Source organism: Sphingomonas sp. CCH9-F2, assembly GCF_001556735.1.
Taxonomy (GTDB): Bacteria; Pseudomonadota; Alphaproteobacteria; order Sphingomonadales; family Sphingomonadaceae; genus Sphingomonas; species Sphingomonas ginsenosidimutans.
The window spans coordinates 1-26,676 of the sequence record NZ_LSJO01000267.1 but is presented as its reverse complement, the minus strand read 5'-3'; the positions used below and the strand labels follow the sequence as shown (position 1 = coordinate 26,676).

Annotated in this window: 25 protein-coding genes; 9 read left to right on the top strand and 16 right to left on the bottom strand. The window is 66.9% G+C overall.

The window, feature by feature from the left end; all coding sequences use genetic code 11:
* From dpdH to dpdE, 4 genes are all read right to left on the bottom strand, one after another.
* Positions 1-2,231, bottom strand: a 2,231-nt coding sequence (dpdH, locus tag AX685_RS08005; RefSeq protein WP_066487340.1) for a protein DpdH, incomplete at its 3' end; no start/stop codon positions are given.
* Positions 2,231-3,133, bottom strand: a complete 903-nt coding sequence (dpdG, locus tag AX685_RS08000) for a protein DpdG (protein WP_066487338.1) — start codon at positions 3,131-3,133, stop codon at positions 2,231-2,233. The genes dpdG and dpdH, both read right to left, overlap by 1 nt.
* On the bottom strand, positions 3,130-5,622 hold the full coding sequence (gene dpdF, locus AX685_RS07995) for a protein DpdF (RefSeq protein ID WP_066487335.1): 2,493 nt from the start codon (positions 5,620-5,622) through the stop codon (positions 3,130-3,132). The genes dpdG and dpdF overlap by 4 nt, the downstream gene beginning before the upstream one ends.
* Positions 5,615-8,767, bottom strand: coding sequence for a protein DpdE (gene dpdE, locus AX685_RS07990; protein ID WP_066487333.1), 3,153 nt, complete (start codon positions 8,765-8,767; stop codon positions 5,615-5,617). Before dpdE ends, dpdF begins: the two co-directional genes overlap by 8 nt.
* Before the next feature lie 519 nt (positions 8,768-9,286).
* Between dpdE and AX685_RS07985 the strand changes: the two genes are divergently transcribed.
* Together AX685_RS07985 and AX685_RS07980 are read left to right on the top strand one after the other, a co-directional pair.
* Complete coding sequence (locus AX685_RS07985) at positions 9,287-10,159, top strand: HNH endonuclease (RefSeq protein WP_197418530.1); 873 nt, start codon at positions 9,287-9,289, stop codon at positions 10,157-10,159.
* Positions 10,152-11,336, top strand: coding sequence for a DGQHR domain-containing protein (locus AX685_RS07980; protein ID WP_197418529.1), 1,185 nt, complete (start codon positions 10,152-10,154; stop codon positions 11,334-11,336). Before AX685_RS07985 ends, AX685_RS07980 begins: the two co-directional genes overlap by 8 nt.
* A gap of 21 nt (positions 11,337-11,357) precedes the next feature.
* Here AX685_RS07980 and queC read toward each other — a convergent pair whose 3' ends face one another.
* The 9 genes from queC to AX685_RS07940 all read right to left on the bottom strand — a co-directional run bounded on the left by queC (position 11,358) and on the right by AX685_RS07940 (position 18,408).
* Entirely contained in the window at positions 11,358-12,077 is a 720-nt protein-coding gene (queC, locus tag AX685_RS07975; RefSeq protein ID WP_066487324.1) for a 7-cyano-7-deazaguanine synthase QueC, read from the bottom strand.
* Positions 12,067-12,429 carry a 6-pyruvoyl trahydropterin synthase family protein gene (locus AX685_RS07970; protein ID WP_066487322.1) on the bottom strand — a complete coding sequence of 121 codons (363 nt, stop codon included), beginning with the start codon at positions 12,427-12,429 and terminating at the stop codon, positions 12,067-12,069. Before AX685_RS07970 ends, queC begins: the two co-directional genes overlap by 11 nt.
* Positions 12,429-13,061: a 7-carboxy-7-deazaguanine synthase gene (gene queE / locus AX685_RS07965; protein WP_066487320.1), complete on the bottom strand. Its 633-nt coding sequence runs from the start codon at positions 13,059-13,061 to the stop codon at positions 12,429-12,431. The genes AX685_RS07970 and queE overlap by 1 nt, the downstream gene beginning before the upstream one ends.
* Positions 13,061-14,197, bottom strand: coding sequence for a DGQHR domain-containing protein DpdB (dbpB, locus tag AX685_RS07960; protein WP_066487312.1), 1,137 nt, complete (start codon positions 14,195-14,197; stop codon positions 13,061-13,063). Before dbpB ends, queE begins: the two co-directional genes overlap by 1 nt.
* Complete coding sequence (gene dpdA, locus AX685_RS07955; protein WP_066487342.1) at positions 14,194-15,480, bottom strand: tRNA-guanine transglycosylase DpdA; 1,287 nt, start codon at positions 15,478-15,480, stop codon at positions 14,194-14,196. The genes dbpB and dpdA overlap by 4 nt, the downstream gene beginning before the upstream one ends.
* Positions 15,481-15,520: 40 nt before the next feature.
* Entirely contained in the window at positions 15,521-16,330 is an 810-nt protein-coding gene (locus AX685_RS07950) for a hypothetical protein (RefSeq protein ID WP_156445725.1), read from the bottom strand.
* 401 nt (positions 16,331-16,731) lie between these two features.
* On the bottom strand, positions 16,732-17,529 hold the full coding sequence (locus tag AX685_RS07945) for a hypothetical protein (RefSeq protein ID WP_066487304.1): 798 nt from the start codon (positions 17,527-17,529) through the stop codon (positions 16,732-16,734).
* On the bottom strand, positions 17,526-17,687 hold the full coding sequence (locus AX685_RS21490) for a hypothetical protein (protein ID WP_156445724.1): 162 nt from the start codon (positions 17,685-17,687) through the stop codon (positions 17,526-17,528). Before AX685_RS21490 ends, AX685_RS07945 begins: the two co-directional genes overlap by 4 nt.
* A gap of 40 nt (positions 17,688-17,727) precedes the next feature.
* Positions 17,728-18,408, bottom strand: a complete 681-nt coding sequence (locus AX685_RS07940) for a hypothetical protein (RefSeq protein ID WP_066487303.1) — start codon at positions 18,406-18,408, stop codon at positions 17,728-17,730.
* An 891-nt stretch (positions 18,409-19,299) separates the two neighbouring features.
* Here AX685_RS07940 and AX685_RS07935 point away from each other — a divergent pair.
* Positions 19,300-19,965 carry a DNA N-6-adenine-methyltransferase gene (locus tag AX685_RS07935; protein ID WP_066487301.1) on the top strand — a complete coding sequence of 222 codons (666 nt, stop codon included), beginning with the start codon at positions 19,300-19,302 and terminating at the stop codon, positions 19,963-19,965.
* On the opposite strand, the gene AX685_RS07930 is transcribed toward AX685_RS07935, so the two are convergent.
* Positions 19,962-20,585: a hypothetical protein gene (locus AX685_RS07930; protein WP_070321715.1), complete on the bottom strand. Its 624-nt coding sequence runs from the start codon at positions 20,583-20,585 to the stop codon at positions 19,962-19,964. The two genes, AX685_RS07935 and AX685_RS07930, sit on opposite strands and share 4 nt — an antisense overlap.
* Before the next feature lie 154 nt (positions 20,586-20,739).
* On the opposite strand from AX685_RS07930, the gene AX685_RS07925 reads away from it, so the two are divergent.
* Genes AX685_RS07925 through AX685_RS07910 form a run of 4 tightly spaced genes read left to right on the top strand, consistent with a single transcriptional unit; the run spans position 20,740 to position 23,351 of the window.
* Positions 20,740-21,309, top strand: coding sequence for a hypothetical protein (locus AX685_RS07925; protein ID WP_156445723.1), 570 nt, complete (start codon positions 20,740-20,742; stop codon positions 21,307-21,309).
* The gene (locus tag AX685_RS07920) at positions 21,309-22,190 is read left to right on the top strand and encodes a hypothetical protein (protein WP_066487293.1); all 882 of its coding nucleotides are present in this window, start codon (positions 21,309-21,311) and stop codon (positions 22,188-22,190) included. Before AX685_RS07925 ends, AX685_RS07920 begins: the two co-directional genes overlap by 1 nt.
* A 15-nt stretch (positions 22,191-22,205) precedes the next feature.
* Positions 22,206-22,580 (top strand): multiubiquitin domain-containing protein, encoded by a 375-nt coding sequence (locus AX685_RS07915; protein WP_156445722.1) that lies wholly within the window; start codon positions 22,206-22,208, stop codon positions 22,578-22,580.
* Positions 22,581-22,592: 12 nt separating this feature from the next.
* On the top strand, positions 22,593-23,351 hold the full coding sequence (locus tag AX685_RS07910) for a ThiF family adenylyltransferase (protein ID WP_066487289.1): 759 nt from the start codon (positions 22,593-22,595) through the stop codon (positions 23,349-23,351).
* Between the two features lie 15 nt (positions 23,352-23,366).
* On the opposite strand, the gene AX685_RS07905 is transcribed toward AX685_RS07910, so the two are convergent.
* Together AX685_RS07905 and AX685_RS07900 are read right to left on the bottom strand one after the other, a co-directional pair.
* Entirely contained in the window at positions 23,367-24,254 is an 888-nt protein-coding gene (locus AX685_RS07905; RefSeq protein ID WP_066487287.1) for a hypothetical protein, read from the bottom strand.
* A 10-nt stretch (positions 24,255-24,264) separates the two neighbouring features.
* The gene (locus AX685_RS07900; protein ID WP_066487285.1) at positions 24,265-24,561 is read right to left on the bottom strand and encodes a hypothetical protein; all 297 of its coding nucleotides are present in this window, start codon (positions 24,559-24,561) and stop codon (positions 24,265-24,267) included.
* A gap of 149 nt (positions 24,562-24,710) precedes the next feature.
* Here AX685_RS07900 and AX685_RS23335 point away from each other — a divergent pair, with 149 nt between their 5' ends.
* Positions 24,711-24,845: a hypothetical protein gene (locus AX685_RS23335; protein WP_269450473.1), complete on the top strand. Its 135-nt coding sequence runs from the start codon at positions 24,711-24,713 to the stop codon at positions 24,843-24,845.
* A 43-nt stretch (positions 24,846-24,888) separates the two neighbouring features.
* The gene (locus AX685_RS07895; protein ID WP_066487282.1) at positions 24,889-26,667 is read left to right on the top strand and encodes a recombinase family protein; all 1,779 of its coding nucleotides are present in this window, start codon (positions 24,889-24,891) and stop codon (positions 26,665-26,667) included.
* The last annotated feature ends 9 nt before the right edge of the window (positions 26,668-26,676 follow it).

Sequence of the window (26,676 nt, the reverse complement as noted above, 5' to 3'; positions counted from 1 at the left end):
CCCTTCAATCGCCCGCCGATCGCCGCACCGACGCAGAGGAGGCTGAGCGCTGCACTGGCTTGGTCCCATGTCTCATGTGGTGTGCTGAGCGTCTGGATCTGGGCGACGACCTGCTGCGCCCAACCTTCAACGCGGTCGAGCAAGGCTGAGAGCGCGCGATCGGCACCCTCAAACTGCCAGCGAAAGCCTTCCTTGGCGGCGCGCAGCAGGCCCTGCAGTGCTTGACCGGTCTGCGGATCGGCGTCGACCTCCAGACGAACCTGCGCGTAGCTCGCGACCTTCGTATTCTGGCGGACGAAGCTGATGCTGGTGCGCTGCTGAAAGGCTCTGCCCTGGCCGGCGAAGTAAGTCCGCGAGAGCCCGAGCATGTCCCAGTCGATGGCCTCGACGACGGCGGCGTAGACAAGCTCGCGTAGCTTCTGAGCGACCGTGGCATCGAGCCCGCCGCCCCGGATCCACGCCTGGATGGCGAGGTCCTCGGCGCTGGCCGTGGCCTCTGCCTTCGCCGTCTGAACAGGTTGGGGCGGCACGGCGGCGCCCGGAGCCGCAGCCTGGCTGGCATCCGGGATGCTCGGGATAGCGAAAGCGTCGCGGAGGGGCTCGGCCAGATTTTTGACCTGCCCAGTGCCGTCGTAAATTTCGAGTAGGGCCATCCAGCGCCCGGCGGCGTGAGGGTTCTTGCGTTTCAACTCCGTCTCGGCGGCGAGCGGCAACGCGCGAACGCCGCCGAGCTTGTCGAGCAGGCGGAGCGGCGGATATTCGCCCGCCTCTATTGTCGGCGCAAACGTGTCGAGCACCTCCACGAGGAGGTCGTTCTGGATCGTGCGCGGGTTGAGCCTTCCGGTCTGGGCGCGGTCGACACGCTCGGCGCCGAGCCACAGCGCTCGCTCGGTGAACGGGTAGAGGCCGTAGCCGTCCACTTCGCCGAACGTCGCGTGGCATGCGACGACATAAGGGCAGTGAACGCACTGCGATGGCGCCGCGTCCCCAGGCCCCGCCGCTTCGCTCCATCGCTCGATCCGCTCGCGTCCAAGACGGACCGCATTCAGATACCGGGCCGAGAACGCCGCGACCGAGGCAGGCGTAGGCGTCTGTCCGTCCGCATGCCCAGCGGATCGGTTCATGTCGACGATGTGGGTGGTCCGTCGATAGGCGGTGTCCTCGACACTCTCGAAGAAGCCGGGGGTAACGGCGATCGCGGTCCGCATCCGGCAGAGACCGGTCTCGCCCTGACCGGAATCGCCCTGCGTCGTGATGGCTTGAAGCAGAGCGCGGTCGATGCCCTGCAGGCGCGCGAACTCCTCGACCAGCAGGACCAGCTCTCGCCCTTGGGATCGCAGGTGTGCGCGCAGGCGCGTCATGAGTTCTTCGACCCGATCACCCGAGAAGCTGAGCGTTCGGGCGATCGCCTTGTTGAGGTTGCGGTTGATGACCGTCACCGCCGCCGGCAGATTCTCTCGGTCTGCCTCGATCAGCTGGATCGCGAATTGCGCGAGCTTCGTGGCGTTGAGATAGTCCTGGCCCCCCAGAACCAAGTCATCGGCGGTGAACTCGCGGCGGCGGTCGGGCCGATCGCTGGCTTGGGAGCGCTCGAAGATGTGGTCGACGATCTCCGCGGCCACGCGCCCGTCCCGCAGGAAGTGCTCCTTCTGCATGTAGGGATCTTGAAAGAGGCTCGGCAGAGCCTCGATGAGCGCCTCCTCGAGTTCGTCGGCACTCGACGTCGGCGTATCTTCGCGGATCGCCTGGCCGAGATGATGAAGGAGTTCGCGCCGGCGACCTTCTGAGGTCATCGTGCCATCCCCGGCCGCGTTGAAGGTCTCGAGGAAAGGGCGCTGCTGATCGGCGGGCAACTTCCCGATGATCTCGCTGACGATCGCGCGGAGGCTGGTGCCCGATTTTCGGACCACGAGCACCATGCGTCTCGCGTCGTCGCGCAGGTGCAGTCGCATCCAATGGACGAGGTGCGATTTGCCCGATCCCGTCTCGCCGAGGATCGCGGCGAGCGCGTGGGGTCGATCCTCGCGCAGGAAGTCGTCGAGGAACTCGGCCGGCGTCATCTGCGCCCATGCCGCCGCCTCGACGTCCTGATAGCGTTGGCCGACCGGGGGGGTGACTTGCAGGTCCCAGTCGCTGTGCACGGTACGGAACAGGCTGTCCGGGATGTGCTCCGCGAAGGGATTGATGACCTGCCGGACCGCCGCCGGCTCCCAGCAGAGATAGTTGCGCATCACGCGGCCGGCTCCCGACGGACGCGGCTTACCCGCTTGGTGCCGCTCCCGAGGTCGAGGATCCTCGCCTTCGCATCCGCGACGGCGTCCAGAGTGATCGCGCCCCGATCAGCGAGGCGTTGCAGCGCGAGGCTCGATGCGACCGACAGGCGATCGTCCGCCGGCGGTGGGGCGGTCCGCACCCCCTCCACTTCCTCGCGGATGCCCCCTCCCTCTAGCACCGGATAAATCGCTGCCAGCCGCGACAGAAACGTATCGACGTCCACCCAGTCCCCGTCGGGCAGAGCCTTCTCAAGCACGGCGGCGATCGCCTTGGAAGGATCGGGGAAGACGCGGCGCGTCGCACCGTCACCGAGAATGATGGCGAAGCCGAGATAGCGGGCCCAGTAAAGCAGGTTCTGGTAGCTGCTGGTGCTGCTGAGCTCCGCCTTGGGCGCAAATGCGCCGAGATCGTCGCGAAGCAGGTTCTGCGGGGCGTCCGAGAAGCTCAGCGGCTCGAGCGGACTCTTGGTCAGGAACCAAGCGAGCGCGTAGAGCACACCCGCCTGACCGGCATCCGCCGCGCGGTCTGGGTCGAACAGGATGTCGCGCATGTGACCGAGGAACTCGGTCTCGCGGCCGCTGCCCGCGCCGCGTGCTCCCCCGGCGCGGACCGCCGGAGGGATGCGGACACGGTCGCCGTCTTCCTCGATGAGCCCGAGCCGGCGCACTTCATTCAACGAGTTGGTAAACAGGGCCGACGACCCTCCGTCCTCGTCGTTGCCGCCTCGGGTCGACAGTGAGGGCGGCGTGGCCCAAGCCTCGAGCTGCTCGCGAACTAACCCGTTCTCCGCGTCCGCCACCGCCGCGTAGACGCTGAACAGGCGGCTCGGCACGGCGTTGAAATTGGTCACGATGCTCATTCGGCGACCTTTGCATGAAATTCGTCGAGGGTGAGTGTTCTGCCGCCGAAAACTTCGCGAAGAGGGTGACCGGTTGCCGCGAGCTGACCCTCGGGGACGAGGAACATGCGGGCACGATCCGGATGCGGCGCATAGGTCGCCTCGCCGAGTGGCTGACCCGATCCCACCAACACGAGTTCGGGTCCGGCGGGGAAGCGCGAGTGGGCGAGCGAGGCAAGCGCACTGACGAAGAAGGGCACCGACCGCGCGAAGCGGAGCAATCGCTCCTCATCGAACGGCGACTGGCCAAGGAAGACGAGCTTGGCGAGACCTGAGCGACCAAGCCGCTCGAACGTCTCGCCCAACCGCCGGCTCTCGGCCCTGCTCGCAAGCTCGCCATAGGTGACGAGCAGCCGCCCGTCCGCATCCAGCAGCCGCGCGATCATCGGCGTCAGCGGCAGGCGCCATGGCGATCGAGGCTCCCCGGTGGCGAGCGTTGGCCGGCGCGCAGCAGGGTCGGCGCGGCATTGCCCGCAGCTGCCGCAGCAGCGCGCAACGCGATCCCGGCCATAGAGATCTTCCAGAATCGAGGCCGGGCAGGTTCTGTCGCTGAGGAAGCGCCGCATCAGGTCGAGGTTGCGGAACGCGGCGGCCTGCCCTTCCGCGCGTACCGGTTCGACCCGCCGATCCCAGGTGGCGCGCTTCAGATGCTCATCGTCAAGCAGCTCGACTTCGATCCAGTCGCCGCTCTCCGTCACGAAGGCGGGCGGCGAGCCGTGCAGCCGCAGCAGCCCCGCGCGAGCCATCAACGCGAGCGTGCGCAGGTTCCAGTCGGCGTTCCAGTCGCCGGTCATGTCGATGTCGTCTTCGGTTGTGCCGGGACTGCCATCGACCCGGATGGCCACCCGATCGCCTCCAATCGGGCGCTTGCCGGCGAAGAGAGCCGTCCACCGCTCCAAGCCGCGATCGACCGAGATGACCCTCTGCCGGTTGATCCCCTCGGCGGTCCGGAAATCGGACGGCGTGGGGACGATGAGCGACAGCGCGGCGCGTCCGTCCCGCCCGCCGCGACCGACCTCCTGATAGAAGCGGTCGAGCGTCTCCGGCACGCAGGCGTGGATCACGCTTCGGGCATGGGCGTAGTCGATGCCGAGCCCGAACGCCGATGTCCCGATGACCACGTCGAGCGCCCCATCCCGCCACTTGCCGACGATCTGCTCCCGTTGCTCGCGGCCGGTCTTGCCGTGCAACATGGCGAAGCGGCGGAAGCCTGCTGCCAGGAGGGTTCGTCGCCATGCCTCGGCATGCTTCACTTCCGTCACGTAGAGCACCGCCGGGCGGGGCGCATGATGAAGCGCTTCGAGGACCCGGCCCTCTCGGGCCGCTTCATCCGCTGCGGCAACCCAGTAGTCGGGCTCCGGCCGCAGGCGGACCGCCGCGACGCTCTCGAAAAGGCCGCCTATCCCAAACAACGTCCGGAGCGTCTCGCGCGACTGTTCGGTGAGGGTCGCTGACAGGAGCAGCGTCCGCAGGGCGGATTGAGGCGGTGCGACGGCGAGCAGTTCCTGTCGCAGCCCGCTGAGTTCCTGAAACTCGGTGCGGAAGCCGGTGCCCCACTGGTCCACCAGGTGGGCCTCGTCGATCACCAGCGCGCGAAGCAGGCCAGCTTCGGCCGCTTGGCGGAGAGCCGCGCGCAGCGGGCCGCACGCCGCCTCGGGCGATGCGAAGCACAGGCCCTGCGTCCCGATTGCGATCCGCTCGGCGATGACGGCGTTGGCGGCAGCCGCGCCACCTTGATACGCCAGCGGGCGCGCAAGGGCGCAGATCTTGATCGCCTCTTCTTCGTGGTTCACGCCCAGGGCGACCGTCGGCACGATCACGAGCGTGACGCCGCGACCCGTGGCCAGGGCGTCTCCGACGAAGCCGACGGCATGGACGAGCTGGAAGATCATGCTCTTGCCCTCGCCGGTCGGCAGAGCGACCACGAGCGCCGCGCCCGGGGGCGTCGACAGCGCCGCTCGCACCGCCGCCCGTTGGCCAAGACTGCGGTAGGTCTCCCGGCCGATCGCCGCGAGGAACGGGTCGCCGGCGCTGTCCTGACCGCCGAAGGAACGGCGCACGACCTCGCTCGCGGCCATGTCGTCGACGCCTTGTCCGCCGGCGACCCGCAGCCACTCTGGTCGCCAGGGCCGCGCGCTGAGCCGCCAGCCCCTCGACATCTGCTCGCCCACGAGCCCCACATCTCGCCAGCCGGCGAACCCCGCCAGACGCGGATGCGTGACGACGACCCAGGGACTGACCTCGTAGTTGCGCCGGGCGTCCTCGTGACGAAGTGCCTGGCGGAGAAGGACGGCCAGGTCGAGCACGCTTGCCCGAGGAGGATGCTCCGCCAGCGCGAGCCGCAGCCGGTCGATCGACGGCTCGGCCGAAGCGCACCAGTTGCTCTCGCCCGCGTCGGCCAGCAGGCCGCGCAGCGCTTCGAACGCATCCCCGCCGGCGAGTTCAGTCATGCGAGGAAATCTGCGGTGCTCGGCGCGACACGATGAAGCAGCCCATCGCATCGAGCTTGACCGCCGGACGGGCAAGGCCGGGCAGGAGTGCCTCGATCAGCTCGAGATCGGCGCGGGCAGCCGCGTCGCCTGTGGCGTGCCGCTGCCGAAGCCGGCCTCGCCGCCGTTCGATCTCGGCGCCGGCGAGGCGCACGCCGGTCGCGATCGCGTCCTGCAGCGTCGGCTCGGCGACGAGCGTGTCGCGCGTCCGATCCCGCACGGATCGACAGAGCGCGGCAAAGGTGGCCGGATCGATCACGCCGGCCAGGGCCTGCGGTCGACTCGAGAGGTTCACGTCACCGTCCCGGCCCACGCTTTCGCTGGCGTTCCGGTAGGGACGATCGAGGATCGACAAGAGCGTGCGGTCCTGGACGACCTCGCCATCGCCGTCGACGTGGATGACGAGCGAGCGGGGCGACAGATAGCGCTGCGCCCGCCTGATCGACGCGAGTTCGACCCGGCTCGGCGCGAACATGTCGGAGACGGGGATGTCAGGCTCGACGACGAAGCACAGCCGAAATCCGAGCCAGGGATCGTCGGTCCATTCGGGCGCTGTCCGCCAGGTGATGAAGGCCGTTCCGCGATCGTCCCAGCGCGTGAACCGCTCGGTCACGTCGATCAATGGCGAACCGGGCCGCAGCAGCATCGCCTCCGGATGGCTTGTCGCGATCCTTCGCCTCCACGTCAGCGGCCGCTCCTCCCCCAACCCGAACGCCTCGAGCCAGGGTTGCCGCGGGATCAGCGTCTCCTTCACCGCCGAAAACTTGAAGGGGTCCTGCTCCGGCCAGGCGAACGGCCGCTTCTTCAACTGCAACGCGCCGACCAGCCACCGGTCAACGCCTTCTTCGAGCTTCGCCTCGTCTTCCTCGGCCTCCTCCAGCGCGGCGATAAACGTCTCGACCGGTTCCTCAGCGAGCGCGATGCGATCGAGCGCGTACTGCTCGTCCTGAGACCTGCGCTCGTTGGCGATCGTCGCACGTGCTTCGACCGAGAGCGCCTCCACGCCAGCAGGCCCCTCCTCAAGCAGCACCCGGAAGAGCCGGCGCTCGATCTCGTCGAGCAGAAACTGCACGTCGCTTATCGATCGGTGATAGATACCGAGACCCTGGCAGAGAAAGTCGGCCCATCCCGTCCAAGGACTGTCGTCCTCGTCGGCCGGCAACGCGATCCGGTGGCGCACCACGCCGTTGCGCCTTCCGAACCGATCGAGGCGTCCAATCCTCTGCTCGATCCGCGCGGCTGACAGGGGGAGATCGAGGTGGACGATCGCGTCGGCGAAGGCGAGGTTGAGCCCTTCCTCGCCGCTGCGATCGCAGACCAGCACCGCGGGCTTCCGAGGCGACGCGAAAGCCGCCAGGATCGTCTCGTTGCGCGCCGCTCCATCGCCGGTGAGCAGCAGGACTTCGCAGTCGTCCAGAACGGCGCTGAGCGCGGCACCGAAGGCGGAAGCTTCAGCGGCCGAAGATGAGAACGCGACGATCTTGGGCGCGCTTCCCTCGCCGCGGAGGCTGCGTACCAGCCGGCGAGTGCTCTCGCACGCCGTCTCGTAGATGCCGCCCGTCTCAGCCTCCTCGGCGAGCCGCGCGAGCCGCGCTAGAATATCCGGCTCATCGGTGAACGCCTGTCGGGAGCCTTGTTCCGCGATCCAGGCAAGGAGGGTCGCGCGTCCTTCCGCCATCGCGCTCAGGATTCCGGCATATCGGCGCGACGCCGCATCGAGCGCCTCCTCCTGGCCTGCAGCGGCATCGAGGACGCCGAACCGCCATTCCTCCAAGAGTGGCAGCAGCGGCTCGACCCAGCAACTCGCGTCCGCCTCGACGCGGACGTGCGCGAAACTGGGCTCGCCACCATCGTCGTGCCCACGCGGCGTGAACTCCCAACCCTGGGCGTCGGCCCGGCGTGACCTGATCAGACGTTGGTGAATGCGGTAGCTGTCGGCGATATGACCTTTCAGCGCGGCGCAGAGCGCGGGCAAGTCGGCCGGTGCCTCGCGGGTTGCCGCGATGAGCCTTGGCGCGAGATCGGCGATCACCGGATCGTCTGGGAAGAGCCGCTCTATCTCGGCGCCCCGCTGGCGCAGGACCAGCTTCGGCACCTCGGGATCGAGCGCGAGGAGTAGTCGCCCGATCTCCCGTCGCCCTTCGAGCTTGCGGCGGAACCCCTCAAGGTCGTTGAGCGGATGGGAGGAAGGATCAAGCAGGTTGAGCAGGGCGAGGAAGCGGGCTTCGTCTCCGAGGGCCGGCGTCGCGGAGAGCAGGAGGAAGACAGGCGCTTGGTCGGCGAGGACGCGGAGCTTGGCCGAGGCTGGCGCGAGCGGGCCGGCCTCGACGCCGACGAGATGATGGGCCTCGTCGACGATCAGAATATCGGGGGCTTGTCGAACCCGAGCAAGATCGGCGTGGGTAATGACCTCCACCATCCCGTCGAACTGGTCTAGGCGAAGCTTGGTCCGAAGCTCCTGTTGCCACTGCGCCACAAGGTGAGCCGGAACCGCCACCAGGACGCCGGTTTCAGCATCGTCGATTAGGTGCTGGCGGGCGATCAATCCGGCTTCGATCGTCTTACCGAGCCCGACCTCGTCGGCCAGCAGATAGCGCTGGACCGGATCGGTGAGGACGCGACGGACGGCAGCGACCTGATGGGGCGCGAGATCGATACCCGCCGAGACGAGCGCGGTCATCCCCTGTGCCGCGCCCCGGAGCTTCAACAAAGGCAGCATCGCCGCCTGGCGGCGGTCGTGGAGAAACTGGCTCTCCGCGCCGCCGTTCGCCAGCACCTCCGCGGGATCGTCCGGAGCGCTCCACGGGCGGAGGAAAAGCTTGAGTTCGCTGAAGTCCGCGCGCTTCCCGTTCGGGAACCGCACCTCATAGTCGATTAGGCCATTGTCGCCCGTCAGGAAGTCCGCGACTCGGCCGACCCGAAATCGCTCGCCGTCCTGGACATAAACCCGCGTTTGAGGACTCAGATAGGCGCGGGTCAGGTCCGACACGGGAAACTGCACCGTTTCGGATTGAATGATTGAACGGAAGATCGCGACGGAGCAGGTATCCCCGTCGACCCCTTCGAGTTTCCCCACACCCCTGCCCTCTGGCAGCGACACCAGCATGCCTCGGAACAGCACACAGCCCCCTAAGCGGCTGTTACTCAGCCGCTAGCAGACCTTACCGCTTTATTCGCGCAGGCCAAGTCAGCATGCACCGGACTAACAACGGGCAACGTAGGCTTTCCAGCCGGTCTGCGAGAGTTCGCAGGCGCGACGGGCGCTGCGGACGTATCGCAGACGACCATTCCGCCGTGCACCTTGCAGCGACAGGGCTGGGGGTCCGGTTCTGATCAGCTCAACTAGGGAGCCTGCCTCCGGGCTTATTGGAAGGTATCCACGTGGGCGGCTTGCCGATCCATATCAGCGGTATGTGGATGGCCAGACGGTCGGCCAAGCGGAGATCGAGTGTGATCTGAAGCACCTTCGACCTGTCGGAGCGACAGTCGAGATAATGGCCACGGTGGATTGGCAGGATCTTGCTCCCCGTGAGTTAGTCGCGGATGATGAAGGGGACCGTGTAGCACGTCCGCGGCACGTCGGCCACATATCGGGGGAGTGGGGTTGCAGCCTAACGGAATTACGTTGCGCCGAGAGTACAGGATCCGCGAGGAGGCGCCGGACAAGGCCACGAATTGGGGCGAGCAGTTGTGGACGCTGCTCGCCTCGGAAGTGAGGCTCGAGGTGCCGACGTTCATCGTCGATCGCGAGGCGTATGACTTCGTCCGCACCCGGCTAGTGAACCACCTCCTCTCGCGCCTCGTGGTGCGCGCCAAGCAGGCGCGCGCTGCGAACGCCGCCCTGCCTGACGAGACGCGCGCCGAGGCGATCCGGCGCGCCGTCGACGACGTGATAGCGCTACCGGAGGAGAGGCAGGCGCTGATCTCTTACCTGCTCACCCGGATCGTCGACCGCATCGAACGCCGGGGAGCGACGCTCACTGCGGTTCAGAAGGCAAGAGTGACAGGGTTCGCGCGCGCGCGCCGGCATCGCTGCTACATATGCGGCCGCAGGCTGTTCTATGGCGATGACGCCGTGCACGATCCCGACGAGGAGAAGGAAGCGTTCCGGTCGTTCGAACTGGACCACCTGTTCCCGCAGGCACGCGGAGGGGGGCGTGGCTCCGACAATCTCGCCGCCTGCTGTGAATCTTGCAACAAGTACAAGGACGTCAACCTCAGCTTCGCCGACTTTCCGATCGAGATGTCGCAAAGCCCGTCGCTGAATCCGGTCCAGGTGGCAAAGGTGTTCGACGGCAGGATCAAGTTCGCGCTGCTCTGGCGTCAGGGCGGGGCGTGCGCGCGCTGCGGCAAGAAGTTCCACGACACGGCGGACGAGCGCCTCTACCTCGTCAGGCGGGACGTAGACGACGCCTATCACTTCACGAACGTTCAGGTCGCGTGCGGCGAATGCGAGGACGGCGATATGCTCGATGAGGGGATCAAGATACGTGACTAGCTACACTGGCTTTATGGTGCGTCAGCGTGATGGCGCGACCGCCGAGTTCCTCGTCTTCGTCGCTCCGGCGAAGGAGGTCGTCACCTGGGCCGAGGCGGACAACATCAGGCTCGGGCCCGGCAACGTGCAGCGCGAGTTGGTCGAGTCGCGATGGCGGCAAATCAAAAAGTTCTTCGCCGCCAATCCGAACAACGTCATCCCGACCAGTGTGACAATCGCCCTCGACGACACGGTAGAGCGCGTCGCCCAAGCCGCGGACGTGGACGGCAGGAAGGCCTATGCGCTCGAGGAACTCGGCGACGGCCTCACGCGGATCACGTTTGGCCCGGAGGTTCGCGGTTCGGCGTTCATCATCGACGGCCAGCACCGCCTCAAAGGTATGTCGGAGGTCGACGGCGACGTGCTGGTGCCGATTTGCCTCTTCATCGACCTGCCGACGATCGAGCGCGCCTTCCAATTCGTCACCATCAACAACAAGTCGCACAAGGTCCCGACCAGCAACCTCAAGTCGCTCATCGCAAACTTTGAGGCAATCGAGAGTCCGCTGAAAGCGCGTCTGACACAGGCGTCCATTACCGCGCCGCAGTTCGCGAGCGCGGTCGACGTGCTCAACGAGGACCCCGAGAGCCCCTTCCACAAGATGGTGGACTGGGTGAACAACCGCCACGCAGACGGCGTGCACCTCGTCCCGCCGACCGCCCTGGAGAACTCGCTCCGCGCGATCGTGCGGGCGTTCCCGGAGACGAGGGACGACGAGGGCGACGCGCTAGCGGTGCTCTACGCGATCTGGAAGCAGGTCTTTGGGCTCTACGGTGTCACCTTTGCGAATGCCGGCGAGTTCCCGAACCTAATGCTCAAGGCGACGATCCAGAAAGTGTCGGAGATGGTCGTGGACAAGCTCCGCTCCGACTTCGACCCCGCGTTCACTACCGATCCGGTGATGGGCGACAACGGCTCGCAGGCGGCCCGTACGGCTCAGGCGCTGGTCGGCGGCATCCCGTCGGAGTTCTGGACGCAGCCGTGGACGCTTAAGAGTCTCGACACCTCGGCCGGGCGCGCCCTCATCGAAGAGGGGATCCGCGAGATGAAGCGCCTGCTCCGCGAGGGCGGCGAGCCTCCCGCGGACGCGGTCAGGCGGGTCAGGCTGTTCAGTCCGGCGGGGAACGTCGACGACTAGGCGCGGCTCGCTGCATTGATCTCAGGCTTGTTGGCGAGCCAAGTAGCCTCGGTAGCCCGTCGCGCGTAGTTCGCATGCCGGGCACGCGCCGCAACCGTGGCCCCAGTCGTGAATGTGCTCGCGGTCGCCCTCGTAGCAGGTATGCGTCTGCGTGCGCACGACGTCCACAAGTTCGTCGCCGCCCAGCAGCTTGGCGAGTGCCCAAGTCTCGGCCTTGTCGATCCACATCAGCGGAGTGTGCAAAACGAACCGAGTGTCCATGCCTAAGTTAAGGGCCAACTGCATCGCCTTGATCGTGTCGTCGCGGCAGTCCGGGTAGCCGGAGTAGTCCGTTTCGCACACGCCGGTCACGATGTGCCTAATCCCCCGCCTGTAGGCGACCGCTGCGGCGAACGTCAGGAAAATGAGGTTGCGGCCGGGAACGAAGGTGTTCGGGAGGCCGTCGTCGGCCATGGCGATGGCCATTCCTTTGGTCAGCGACGTCTCGCTGATCCGGCCGAGGACCTGGAGGTCGACCATGTGATCTTCGCCGAGTCGGTCGCCCCAATCGGGAAAACTTCTCCTGATGCCGTCTGCCACGACGGATCGCACCTCGAGTTCGACCGCGTGGCGCTGCCCGTAGTCAAATCCGACGGTCTCAACGTGATCGTACCGGTCGAGCGCCCAGGCGAGCGTCGTAGTCGAATCTTGGCCGCCGGAGAAGAGAACCAGAGCGGTTCGATCCAAGAGTTCAATCCCCATAGTAGGTGCACGCCTCCCCGCTGGAGTCGCGGTGTATAACGATTCGGGAGAGGCCCGCACAGGTAGGCTTGAGCGTGCGCCAGACCCAGACCGCCAGGTTCTCCATGGTCGCGGGGCCGAGGTCCGGCACATCATCGAGGAACCGGTGGTCCAGGCCGTCGCGGGCCGCCTCCAGCAAGCGCTCGAAGTGCCCGAGGTCGATGATCATGCCGGTCTCGGGATCCGGCCTACCCCTCACGACCACCTCGGCACGATACGAGTGGCCGTGCACGCGCCGGCTCGGCTCGGCGTCGATGTCCCGGTGAAGGGTATGGGCCGCGTCGAAGCGAAACTGCTTGCTAAGTTCGTGCATCAGCGGATCCCCACGTGCTTGTGGTTCTGGAGGGTGAGCCGCCAGTGCGGGTTGTCGAGGCAGAAGGCGACGGCGGCGGCCGTGTTCGCCGCGGCATCGGTGTCGTCCATCGGCTGGAGGAGGAGGTGGCGGAAGCCCAGACCCTCGACGTCCGCGGGCGAGAGACGGGGGTTCGGGTAAACCAGCTTCAGCTCGTCCCCGCGCCGCGCGACAAGCGGCAGCGCCTTGGGGCTGACGCAGATCCAGTCGATGCCCTCGGGCGGCTCGATCGTCCCGTTGGTCTCCACGGCGATCTCGAAGCCCTTGGCGTGCAGCGCTCGGATCAGCGCGTCATCGACCTGAAGCAGGGGCTCGCCCCCGGTGAGCACCGCGAAGCGAGGCGCCGCGCCCGACCCTCGCCAGGTCGCCTCGACGGCGTCGGCGAGGTCGTCGGCGGACCCGAAGCGTCCCCCGCCGGTACCGTTGGTGCCGACGAAGTCGGTGTCGCAGAAGCCGCAGACGGCGCGGTGCCGGTCCTCGGCGCGGCCTGACCACAGGTTGCAGCCGGCGAAGCGGCAGAACACCGCCGCCCGGCCAGCGTTCATGCCCTCACCCTGCAGCGTGTAGAACACCTCCTTTACGGCGTAGCCCATCAGGCCACCCGGACCTTAGACCGCGCATGCGCGCGGCGCAGTTCCTGAACGAGGTGCATGGACAGCTGACGAACGTCGGCCGGCACGTTCTGTAGGCCGTTCCAGCGCCTGCGCTCGTCGCCGAACGTCCATTCCCCCTCGCTCCAGGCGGTCCGACCCCTGAGGAGCCGCAGTCCGTCCGCGAACGCCTCGCGCGTCGTAGCGCCCGTCGACGCGTGGATCTCCTCCATCACATACCCCATCGCGATTACGCCCGCACCGTGGACCAGGCGGGAGGTCTTGGGTGTCTTGCCGTCCCAGTCGCTCGCGAAGATGTGTCGGACCGCGTGGAAGAATTCGCTGATGAGCGTCGCGCCGCGGTCGAGCAGGAGCTGGTCGCTGTCGGCATAGAGCCCCAGCGCGCCATCGCTAATCGAGTTCATGATGACGCGCTGCAGAACCGTGTCGCGGATGATACCCTTGGGATTGGTCTGTTGCTTGATCAGGCCCCGGAGCGAGGAGCCTTCGCTGTAGTTGAGCTTCTCCGTGACGAGCGCCGCCTGACTACGGCTGGACATCCTGAACGGCAGGTCCCCGACCTGGGGGAGCAGCTCGTAGACAAGGGCCTTGGGCAACGGCCGGGTGTTGTTGATGAGGATGAACTGCTTCTGCAGCTCCTCGTCGTCCTCGCAAAGGAAGCCGGACACCAGCACCTCGAAGTCGCCGTCCGGAATCTCCGACAGGGCCGTGAACCTCTGCTGCCCGTCAACGATGAGCCCCGGGGCACCAGCCGAGAGATCGATGGTGAGGGTTCCCAGTCCGCTGGGTCTCGGCGACCTGCGCACCGATATGCGCCTGCCCCGCGGCGGCACGGGTTCCGGCAACACGAGCGGCGTCAGCTTCGCCCCGGCCGTGAAGGCAACGACGATCGGGTTCGGCAAGATCGCATTCGGCTTGACCAAGTAATCCCTGATCTCACGGATGTGGCCGGCGATCTGCGGACGCTGAAAGCCGCGCAGGGCACCGTCGTCGTCGCGTCCCGCACGCTGGATCCGCGCGAAGCGCGAGATCTCCGATGCAGATGCGGCGAACGTAAAGACCTTGTGGCGCTCGCTTTGCCGGGGGAGGACCACGGTGAAGGTCAGCTTGTCGGTCATTCGGCGTTGGTCCTGAAGGTCTTGAGGTGCTCGTGGAAGACGTGGAGGTTGTGCATCCCGCGTCGCTTGTTGCGGTTCGAGTTCCGGAAGATTAGTGCCTCGACGCCGATCTCGCGGCAGACCCGACAGGAGCAGGTCTCCCACGGCCTGTCTCCAAGCGTGCGCTCGTAGACAGTGCGCTGCTTCGCCATCGTGATCCGCCGCTGGATCTCAGACGTCTCTTCGGTCCAGTTCAGCTGTGCCCAGTATGCCATGACCGCGTCGAGTGCCGCATCGAGCCCGCCCCCTCCCGAGGCGAGCGCCCGGACGGAGTCGAGCGCCGTCGCCTCGAGCAGCTTGATCTCCTCCTGGTCGACCTGGCCGCGCATAGCCTTGGTCTTCAACCGGTTGTTCTCGATCGCCTGCGGGATCCGGACAGCGGTGTAATAGTCGAGGGCCCCCTCGGTCCGGGCCCAGTAGTTCTTCCTGGCGTCCTTGAAGGCGCGCACGAGCGGCGAGGTCGTGTCGAAGCTCGCGACGCCATGGCGCTCGATGTCAGCGAGGTTCTCGATCTTGCCGAACCCGAGCACGTGCAGCCGTACGCCCGGCGGGATCGCGGCGCGGATCGCCGCTAGCGCGCGGCAAAGCTGGTCGATCTTGAGCGGCACCGTGCCGCCGACCGCCAGGTAGTCGTACCCCATCTGTGCAAGGGCCGTGGCGGAGTCCGCCATGCTCGAAGCCGACCACCCTTGGATGACGCCCATTGGTGTGAACTCCGGCCCGAGACGGGCGGCCTCGACCTTGAACTCAGCAGCGTTCTGCAGGGTGACGTCGAAGCGGGTGAGCACGTCGGTGGGCACCTCTGACCGCGGCCGGTCGGCGCCGGCCTGGTCGAAGTCGAAGATCAGGTGGTCGGGCGAGCAGCCGTGCGAGAAGCCGCCGTCCGCGTAGAACTCCACGGTATCGGCCGCCTTATACGGAGGCTCCGCCATGTTGCGGTAGGTGAAGGCGCCGCAGTCGCCGACCATCATGCTGCCGGGGAAGTCGCTCTCCATGTAGCGGAGGAAGCGCCGCGCGCCCTCGCGCCGGAATCGCATGAGCTGCGACTCCGAGTACTTTCCGTTGTGAAGGACGTCGCCGACGATGCCACGCGACACGAGGATCCCGTCGTATGGCGCGACATCAAGGTATTCGTGCGGGAACTGATCGTCGCGGTGGATCGTGCGGCGCGCGCCGTTGCGGTCCGCGATGAAGTCGAAAGCCGGATCGACGAAGTCGAGCGAGTCGGCAAATACGAATTTCATCGACGTGCTCCGGCATGCATGAAAATGCACGATGGCCTGGTCATTGGACGGCACCCTGCTGGACTGCGGCATGGTACAGGCGCGTGAAGCGGCGCTGTTCGCACGCGATCTGGTCCTGCTCCCGGAGGCGCCGCAGTATGCGGCCAATGCCGCTGGTCGCGCGGAGGTGGCGGCGAATCGCCATGATCAGCACGTCGTCACCGGCGCGCGGCCGCTCGATCCTTTCGGGCGCGCGGTGGTCTTGGAGCGCTCGCGACACGGCAGCGGCGTCGTCGGCGGGGTCCTCGGAATGAACGACTGCCTTTGCGAAGTGCGCGAGCGCGCGCTGGGCGAAGTCGGTCCGGGTCCCGGGCCACAACGCGTCGAGGCGCGCATCGTAGGGCATGATGCTCGACCTGAGAGCGGCGGGCAGCACCTGGTCCAAGCCCGTGCCGAAGAAGCGCATGCGGCGGACGTCGATCGGGTTCATCGCGCTCAGGTCTTCGGCGATCAGGCCGGCGTAGGCCTGGCTGAGCGCAATGAGGACCAGCCCCCCAACTTCGACCACCGACTGCCACTGCATGGAGAATGGGCCGCCGGTGACCGTCCGCCACCATGCGGCTGAATCGATGCCGCCGGTCATGCGCGGTCCGATCGCGTCGTCGGTGCGCGTCCCGACCGTCAGGCCGTAGCTTGGTACCGCGCGTGTCCCCGCCACGACGCCCAGCCCCGCGGACACCACGAACAGTGGGACGGCGGCGTGAGCGGCGGCGCTCGCGCCGAGGGAGAAGCCTCGGCCCATGTAGAGCGACTTCGCGTCGCCCTGGGTAGCGGCCGTGCGGAGGCGCGACATCCACTCGGCGGCGACCAAGACCTGGTCGCCCCGCGGTAATTCGCACGCGCTCAGGCCGGGGGCGACTGTCCAGCGCTTCCTGCTCGCGCAGGGGATTACTACCGCACCTAACTGCGCCATTTCAGAAGGAACCCCCCGCTGCTTGTTTCACGCGATCGCAGTCACGCGAACCTTGTTACGACCGTCGCATCCGATGCTGTCCTGTAGCTACAGCGCGCAGCCTATCAGGTCAAACTGTTCGTGCGTTCAGACAGCAGGGTTCAGTCAGAGAGGTCGTGTCGCGACGTTTCGGCGCTTTGGTCGTCAGGTCGACGGCGATCCTGCCAGTCCGCCCATCCCGTTCAAACAAGGTCTAGACGCCGTAGCTGCGTCGCCATCGATCTTTCGAGTGTCGGTTGTGGTGGCCTGGCTGCGGTCGGTCAGGCTAGGTTGGCCATGATCCAGCCGACTATGGCGTTGATCAGCGCGGTGTCCGCCGCGGTCCCAGGTGCGACGGGGCCATGGGGCTGGATCGCGTAGTACGCCGTCATGGCCGCGGCGCCTTTAGCGAAGCCGGTCCGCCGGGCGATCACGTTGAACGTCTCCCGATTGCCGGTCCAGAAGGTTTCATGGGCCACGGTTCTCGGTCCGCTGCTGGGGCTGATCGCACGCAGTGGTTTCGGAAGATGCCGGACCTTCGTATGGCTTCGGAGGATCGTCAGGTCGTACAGGCGGGCGACGAACGCCCGCATCTCGTCTCCGCTGCCCGGGTCGCTCACGTCCTTGCATTCTATCGCCAAGGAGGGCCTACCTATCGGAAGGCCGCCGCCCGGCATTCCCCGAAGGGCTACCCCCACCGCTCGCGGCACGATGGAAATATCTATCTCGTGGCTGCCGGCGCTGCGGCCGACAAACTGGATGCCGTTCCAGATCTCCCATTGCCGGGCCGAACCCGGGGTTCGGAATACGAATGAACTGGCGTGGTGCGGACCCTGCAAGGCCCCGGACACCCCGGTTGGCGCGCCACCCCGCTGATGAATGCGCCGATCAGCGTCATGCGATAGAATCGCCGTCCCGTCGCAGCGCTGGACGCGGACTGCGCATCCCGCGCTCGCCAGGCCTTCTGCGATGCCGGTCATGATGTAGAGTTCGTAGGCCCGCCTGGCACCCCGCGCGCTAACGAGCGAGGTCACGCTTCCAACGATGGCGTCGAGCGCGGACGCGATGGCGGGTATCATGCCGGAGCCGACTGGTTCGCATCGCTGCGCCATTCGTCCATCGCCTGGATCAGATTGTGCAACGCGTCTTCCGCGAACTGCAGGTCGGCGCTCGTCACCGCTTCGCTCGCCTCGCCGTCACTGAGGACGACGGCGGACGGCGTGCGTGCCTCGTCCATGTCGGCGAGACCGTCTTCGGATGCGACCAGTTCGTCCGGGTCAATCCGAGGCGGTGGCGTACCGCGGACTGGACGTCACGCCATATCTCTCGTCCCAGGTCAGGAGCGCGAGTTCAGCCTTTGCCTTCCGGGCGCGCGCCTTGGCGAGTTCGTGGCGCGCGCGTGACCGTATCTCCTCGATCATGTCGGCATTGACGTGCTCGCGACGGCCGCCGTGCCAAGCGATGTCGCCAGTGCCCTCATACCCGTCGTACTCGACCAGGTCGGGCCAAGTCGCGTGGGGTTGGCGCCGGCGCCGGGTGGCGAAGTCCTCCCGGTACCATCGGTTGACAACGACGATGGAGTCCTTTGGTGGATTGCAGCGCTTGTCCTTGTTGAGCGGCAACTCCAGCAGGAATGCGAGAGCACTTTCGGCAAGATAGAGCGGGATCTTCGCGTGGTGCGACGCTTTCTTTCCCGCGACCGACTGCGACGTCACGATGCCCACGTAGAGTCGGAGCGACTTGGCGCGCAGCAGCGTCTGTATGGGATGCTTGCCGTTGAACCGTCCGGTCAGATCGCCGGTTATGCCGACGTACTGAACGTGGGTGACGCGTTGCCCGAGCTTTGACCCGATGGCCATGTAGAGTGCCTCGCCATAGCCACCCTCAGCTACAGCCGCGCAGGCCGCCTCAATCGTGTGGAAGGGGCCACACCAGTCGATCAGGGCAGCGTATGGCACGGGACGATCTCCATAGGGTGTGGCGTGCATAGGCGCCGATCACTGCCGCGGGTCTCATTCATGTCGCAACTTCCGTGCGCTGACCATCGCGAGACGGCAACGCCTCGAAAATTCGGAAAAGGCGTCATGGGTTGGGATGCCAAGTTTTGCCCCGGCATCACCACCAGTTCTCGCCCGGACAGGTCTAGGCGCGCTGGACGCTCGCGCTAGGCGCAGGAGAAGGGTTAATCGCAGCCCGGCGGGATTAGGCGCTACATTGCTTGCCAGGCTGCTCGCCTTTGCCTCTGGCGCTGTCGCTCTGGACTGCGGGCGAACTGCGCGACGGGGCGCTCGCATCGATGCGCAAGACTTTGCCGGCACCTTGTTGCATGGCTTCATCGAACGGCGGTCATCCCGGGGTCCCGGTTCATAAGTCCGCTAGCGGGGCCACCGCACGGCGCCATTCAAGCAGCAGCACTATATCCAGACCAACCCTGCAGCCGAGGTGACCCGATGGCAGATTTTGGTGAGCGCTCAGGCAACGCTGAATGTCCGCAACTGGGTCGACTTACCTCAAGAGACCTCGTTGCATATTTAAGCTGCCCCGTCGGCAAATGCTTACGGATCGGATCGGGCACAGCCATCGAGTTTGGTCGCTAAACGCTTGACGATGCTGATCATGACCCTAGATATACCACCACGGGCATCCGTTGCGTCGAGACGCCGTCGACCCCTCGCCGGGGACTGGCCGAGTCGGCAATAACGCGAGCATACCTGGCTCGCTGTACGCCAGCCGTTGTCGACGCGGCCGGCATGCCTATCCCGATCGGGAGGCAGTGGATCCGGTAACGGGTCGGACCGGGCTGTCAGGTGCCAGGGTCTCTTCAAATCTTTGATGATGAGGAGCCCCGTATGGCTATCCGTGCCCGCAATGCGAAGACACCCGTGAACGCGATCGTGCTGAAGGACAGCGACAATCGCTTTACCTCCCCCGCGTTTGTCCGCGCGGTCGAACGGAGCTTCGGCAGAATCGACTTCGATCCTTGCTGGCATCCGGCGAGCGCGGTTCGTCCGCGCGCGTATCTCGATGTTCGCCGCGGCGACGACGGGCTTCGCGACGACTGGTCAGGGGACGTCGTGTTCGTCAACCCGCCCTGGTCGAACCAGAAGCGGTGGCTCGAGCGCGCACACGACCAGTGGTCGAAGCGCAAGGTGCAGACAGTCATCTGCCTGGTTCCCGCCAAGACCGACACCAAGCTCTTCCACCACGTCCTGTCGAAAGACGCCGACGTGTATTTCGTCGAGGGTCGTCCGCACTTTTTCAGGGAGGACGGCACGTCCGAGGCGACCATGGTCAGCGCGATGGTCGTGATGTTCGGTGCCATGTGCGAACAGAAGCGGCGCTTTGCCGATCACGTACAAGGGTCGTGGTGGCAGCCGAACCGCCTCTCAACCGATTTCACCGGACGCATTCCCGGCGGAGCGCCGCGTATCGCCACGACGTATCCTTTCGTATCCTGCGCCGCTCCGTCGAAGGGCAACGGCTTGAGGACCGTCCTCTGCGCGCCCGGGTGCTAATTCCAGGTCGCAAAGCGGAGCAGATCGAGTTCGCGCATCGCATCCTGCTCGGTCGCGATCGCGGCCTCGACGAAGCCGGCGACGAGCTTCGGCATGAACGCGGTGGTGTCGAGCACGACACCGCCACCGATGTTTCGGACCGTGTCCAAGACCGATGCCGGCGAGAGCACCGCCATGTCGCCGAGCGTACCGGCGTAGCGCTCGTCATGACGGCCCTGTCGGCCCAGGTCGCCGAGCGCGCTCGGGGCAATGACGATGACCGTCTCGTCGCCGAGCGGTCGTCGGGCGAGATAGGAGTCCGGCAGCGCCTCCCTCGCCCCGGCAAGGAGCGCCGGGGCGAATGTGGGCCAGCACTCGATGACGTAGCGAGCGGCGAGCGAGGGCACCATGAACGCCGCCATGAGCCGGACAGCGGTGGCGAACGCCGCCAATTCCGCGAGCCCATATGCGGGCCCACCGCCCTGCCCTTCCCGATGCGGCGGCACGCCGAGGCGCTGCAACTGGCGGACGCGCGCCGCGAACGCCGTTCGCGCGGCGGGATCGATTCCACACGCTGCCATCAGCACGGTCACGGCCTGGGCGTAGCGGAGGGTCAGTCGAGAAGCGGGGACGACGGCCATGGATGCTGCATTCCCGCTTCGCCGCTGGCCGGCAAGCAGAAGCATTGACAAGGAAAGTACACGATCGTATCTGTTTTACGACATGCACGGCAAAACGATCCTCGACACGCGCGACAGCGCCTTTTGCCTTCGCGAGCGCATGCAGGGCGATCACGTGCTCGACCTGCTGGTCCAGCCGCGCGGCAGCCATGCCGAACCGGTCGTCATCTGGAGCTGCGGCTTCGCCGACGACGACGGGCGCGATGCGCTGCTGAACGCGGTGAACGGTGGCGAGCTCGACATCACCTTCCTGGGACGGCTCACCATGATGTTCGGCGGAGCGGCCCTGGATGACCTTGCCAAGGCGCGCGTCGCCGCGGCCGTGGCCGAGCGCGCAGAGGCGCTGGAGGCGGAGGCGAAGCGCGCGCGTGACCGCCTGATCGTCAATCTCTACGCGCGCGAGGGCAAGTACGGCCGCCATCTGCTCGAACTGCAGCGCAAGAGCAGCGACGAGGCCGACTGGTCGATTCGGTACGATCGCGCGATCGAGCGCGACCGTCTGTGCGACTGGATGCGGTGGCAAAAGGATCGGTTCTTCGCCTTCCTCGATCACGCTGCCGAACATGGCGACGAGTCGCTCGCGCGGATGCTGGTCGACGAGATGTTCGCGACCGAGCGGCGCGTGAAGAAAGAGGGCCGCGGTGCCGGCGGCATGCGGCCCTTGCGGATGTGGAGGGGCGACTGATGGCGACGCTCGCCACTTTCCAGCCCGCGACGCCTGCGATGATCGTCGGCCACGGTTCGGGCGACGAGCCGCTGCCGCTCGAACTCGGCGAGCCGTTCGCGCTGCTCGGCGGCGATCGGCTTGGGCCCGACGGCATTCCGTTTCTGGTCATGCACGAGCACCAGCCCGAGTTTTTGGCGTGGGTGCGTGAACGCTGCGCCGCGATGCTCGTCGCCGAGCGGCCGTGGTTCGGCGGCGGCACGCTGATCCTCGGCGGCGTGCCCGGCGCGGGCCGCACGCATGCCGCACGCTGGTTGGCCCGAGTCGCCGGGGTGCCGCACGCCGTGGTCAACCTCACCGATCCCATCATCGCCGCCAACCTCGCGGCTTCCGGCGAGGTCGGCGAGGCGATCGGCGCGTCGTCCGTCACCATCGCAATGGCGACCGCCCGCTGCGCCAACCCCATCGTCACCGTGCTTGGCGCCGACCGGGTCGGTGAGGACGTCCTCGCCGGGCTCAACGCAATGCTCGATCCGGCGCGCTGCCGCCGCTGGCGCGAGGACCGGCTGGGGGTCGATGTCGATCTCGGCGAGGTGACCTGGGTGCTTCAGCGTGATCTCCAGCGCGGTGTTCCGTCCTGGGTCGCGCCGGAGGCGGACGCCGTCGCGCTGCGGCCGATCCCGGGGGGCAAGGATCACGTGCTGGCGCTGTCGATCTGCCTGGAGGCGATGGGCGATCTCGGCGTTGATCCGCGCAGCGGCGCCTGTTCGTGGGAGCGGATCAGCGCGCGATTGTCCCGCTACTCCTACTCCTCCGTCAAATCACTCTACGCCGATATGGTCAATGCGCTGCGCGAATGCCTGCGCCCGACCGACAGCCGTTCCGACCCCGAGCCCTTCTAGACAAGGAGAATGACCATGCTGCCCGCCGTCGCCGCTTCCGCAAGCACGTCCCTGTTGCCGTCCGTCCTGCCGGTGCCGGTCGCGCCGCGCCGCCGCGCCCTGTATCTCGTGGGCGAGGCAGAACGCTCCGCGCCGAAGCCCGCCGCCGCGGCGGGGCGCACGATGATCTCGATTAACGGGCGCTGGACCGCATTGCGCGGCCGCACCGTCAGCTACGCGCAGCTGCTGCGCATCGCCTATCCCGATCGCGAGGGGCAGAGCCCCGGCTCGGCGACGGTCTCGTATCGTCATGCGCACGATACCGCGCTGACCGGTCTGCTGACGCCGGGCGACGTCGTGCCGCTCGCCGACGGCCTCCTCGTCAACGTCAACGCCACCTTCGCCAGCTGAGGACGGCAGGACGTGGACGCCAGCATTCGCCCGAGCCCGTTCGTCTACCCGGACACCGCCTCGACGCGCGCCGGCATTGAGGCGGTGTCGGACCGGCTCGCCGGCGGCACGATCGCGATCGTCGGCCTGGGCGGCACCGGGTCAGTGGTGCTCGATCTCGTCAGCAAGACGCCTGCGACGCGCATCCTGCTGGTCGACGGCGACGCGGCCGAGCAGCACAATGCCTTTCGCTGGCCCGGCGCGATGGCGATCGAGGATATCCAGGCCGGGATGACCAAGGTCGAGTATTTCGCGCGCGTGTATGGCCGCATGCATACCGGCATCGAAGCGCATCCGGTGCATCTTACGGCCGACACGCTCGATCTGCTCAACGAGGCCGACTTCGTGTTCGTCTGCGTCGACAGCGTCGCTGCCCGTGCCTCGATCATTCCGGCACTCGAAACTCGCGACCTGCCCTATATCGACTGCGGCCTCGGGCTCAGCCTCGTCGACGACCGGCTGATGGGGCTGGTCCGGGTCACCACCAGTACCCCGATGATGCGCGACCACGTCCACGCGCATGACCGTATCCCGATGACCGGGGACACGGACGACGCGCTCTACCGCAGCAACATCCAGGTTGCCGACCTCAACATGCTCGCCGGCACGCTGGCGGTCATCCAGTATAAACAAATGCGCGGCTTCTACCTCGACACCGAGGCCGAGTATCACGCCATTTACGCGACCGACGGCAACGCGATCATCAACGCGGATCGCGCCGCGGGCGCGTGAGCGAGCGGACGTGTCTCACGCCGGGCCGCCGACCAGACGTCGTCCCGCTTCGACCAGCCGGTCATGCTCGCGGATCTCGCGCGCGGTCGGCCGCCACGGGTACGCCGGATCGGCATCCCGCGGCAGTACGGCCCAGGCTTCCTTCGGCACCGGTGCGAGCGGCGCCTGGTGGCTCTCCACCTCGAACACGACCGCCGCGCCATCATGGTTCACGCCAGCGAGCTTCAGGTCGGCTGCGGCGATGAACGGATGATCGACGATTTCCGAGAGGCTGCGCGGGGCATTGCGCCCGCTGTCCTGCTGCAGGGCACCGAGCAATGTATCCGGGAATGCGGCGACATCGATGCGGATGCACGCCCTGTCGCCGAGCACTGCGACGCTGACCGGGCGCTCGGCGAGTTCGATCGCCTCGGCCACGGCCACGCCCTGCCGCACCCGGATCCTGGCGGCGTGCTGGCCAAGCTCCCGCCGCGCGCGCCGCGCCAGATGGCCGGAGACAGGCGCCTGACCCAGCGCGTCGCTCAGGCGGAGCGTCTTGCGGAGCGCCTTCCCCGATCCCGACCAGCTGAGCCAGCGTGCCAGTACGTCCGATCCGCTGACCAGCCACAGGGGCAGCGGCCCGGCGGTCGGTGCCGCCGCCAGCATGGCGTGGGCGCGCTCGAACGCGATCCGCGCTTCGACCGCGAAGGCGAGCTGCTCGAACGCCTGTCCGACGGAAGCTGCGCTCGCATCGAATACGATGCTGGTTCCCGTAATCGCTATCCTGAACGCCGCGGCCTTGCCGGTCAGCTGCCAAGCCGCGGGATCGACCGTCGCCAGCAGTCGTTCGGCGATGGCGCGCGGCGAACCCCCTGCTCCTGTCATGGCTGCCCCGTTGGTCTGCTCCGGCGCGCCCGTCACCATCGCAGCGGCTTCAGAACGCAGCGAGCTTATGCGCGCGGACCGCCACGTGCGGCAACAGGCTCGTGAACACCGTCATGTCGAGAGCAGCCTTTAAGCCACGCCGCAACGCCCGGCGCTCGGCACGGGTCGGCGTTCGGTCCCAGCCGGCGGCGCCAACCGGACAAGCGCATTCCAGCAGCCTCCGGCGGGCGCGACGCCCGGCACGGACGAGGACCATGCCGACGATGGTTGCGACCAACTCGGCGAGCAGGCGCGGCGCAATGCGGCAGGCAAGACAGGCGAAGGCGATGACGAGCAGCATGGACATGACGATCTCTCCTTTTCCCCGGCTCCCGCCGGATCACTCCAGCTCTTCCCTTCCGGCTTCCAGGCCGTTCCCGGCGGCAGAGCCACCCCATCCATATCGTGCGGGACTTACATGGCTGGCGTACATGGCAACGCCGCATTGCCGAGCGCGTGGAGCCTACCCATCCTATCCCGGCCTCGACGCCCCCCGAACTGCTGGCGTTCGTCAAGGCGCTGGCTCGCGACCTGGCGCGCAAGGATGCCGAGCGCGTCCGCGCAGTCGTGCGATCACCCGACGATCTTTGAACACCGCGGCCGGCGAGCCTGCGAGCAAAATGGGAGCGTTCGGATGACGACCACCGGCATGAAAGTGGCGATCTACGCCCGCTATAGCTCTGACCGGCAGTCGGAGCGCTCGATCGAGGACCAGATCCGGCTTTGCCGCGAACGGGCCGCCCGCGAGGGCTGGACCGTCGTCGAAGTGTTTCCCGACTTCGCGCTCTCCGGCGCGACACGCGACCGCCCCGGCCTCAACGCCATGGTCGCACGCGCTGCGGATTTCGACATCGTCATGTCCGAGGCGCTTGACCGGATCAGCCGCGACCAGGAGGACATCGCGGCGATCTGGAAGCGGGTCGAGTTCGCGGGCTGTCGGCTCGTGACGGTGTCCGAGGGGCTGATCAGCGAACTCCAGGTCGGTTTTACCGGCACAATGTCGGCGGTGTTCCTGAAGAACCTCGCGGACAAGACGCGGCGCGGCCAAGTTGGCCGGGTCGCGGCTGGCCGCATCCCGGGCGGGCTGTGCTACGGCTACGAGGCCGACGTCCAGGTGCTCGCCAACGGAGAGATCGATCGCGGGCGGCGACGGATCGTGCCGGAACAGGCCGAAGTCGTGCGGCGCATTTTCACCTGGCGCGCGGAGGGCCGGAGCACCAGCTTCATCGTGAAGCGGCTCAACCGCGAGGGCGTTCCGGGGCCGACCGGCGGCCCGTGGCGCATCTCGACGATCTGCGGCAGCCGGCAGCGGCGCAACGGCATCCTTCACAACGAGCTCTATATCGGGCGGATCGTGTTCAACCGCCAGCGGTTCGTCCGCGACCCGGCGACGCGCAAACGCGTGTCGCGCCCCAATCCGGAGGGCGAGTGGAAGGTACAGGCGGTTCCCGAGCTGCGCATCCTCGATCAGGCGCTGTGGGACACGGTCGCTGCGATAGAGGGCGCGCCCGAGCGGACGGCCGGCATCCGCCGGCAACCTTCCAAACGCCTGCTATCGGGCCTCATCACGTGCGGCGTCTGCAGCGGTTCGTTTACGGTCGTCGGGGCAGAGCGGTGGGGCTGCAGCACCTCTCGGGCGACGGGGACGTGCACCAACACGCGCACCATCGGCACCGCCCAGCTCGAGCACCGCATCCTGGACGCGCTACGCCATCGTCTGCTCCAGCCCGACCTCGTCGCCGCCTTCATCGAAGAATACCGTCTTGCTAGCGAAGCGAGCCGTAAGGCCGCTGCGGCCAGTCACGCGAAGATCGAGCGGAACAGGGCAAAGGTGACCGGGCGTATCGAGCGACTGACCGACATGATGGCAGATGGCGTCGGCAATTATGTGGAAATGAAGAAGCGACTGCTGGCGGCACTCGCCGAGCGTGAGGAGATCGACCGGCAGTTGGAGGATGTCGAGGTCGCTCCTGCGATCGCGCTGCACCCGAACCTTGCCGACGCCTATCGGCGCAACATCGAGACGCTGGTCGAGGCGCTCAACACGCCTGAGTTGGAGGGTGGCGAGGCGCGGCTGGCGCTGCGCAACCTCATCGAGCGCATCACGGCCGAGCCACGGGCGGAAAGTCGCGGGCTGGACCTGCTGGTGCATGGTCGCCTTGCGCAGATCCTGCACATTGCAAACGGCCGCCCGGACGTGAGCCAGGGCGGCCGTTCGGTGACTGCGCGGGTCAGCACAAGTCGCTGCAGCGAGGGCGGCGATGCGCCTGAGGGCGCCGCCGGCGATTGTATGTTCGAGTTGGTTGCGGGGGCGCGCAACAGCGCAAATCAACAAAAGGCGCCCGAAGGCGCCGATTGTATGTTTCGGATGGTTGCGGGGACAGGATTTGAACCTGTGACCTTCAGGTTATGAGCCTGACGA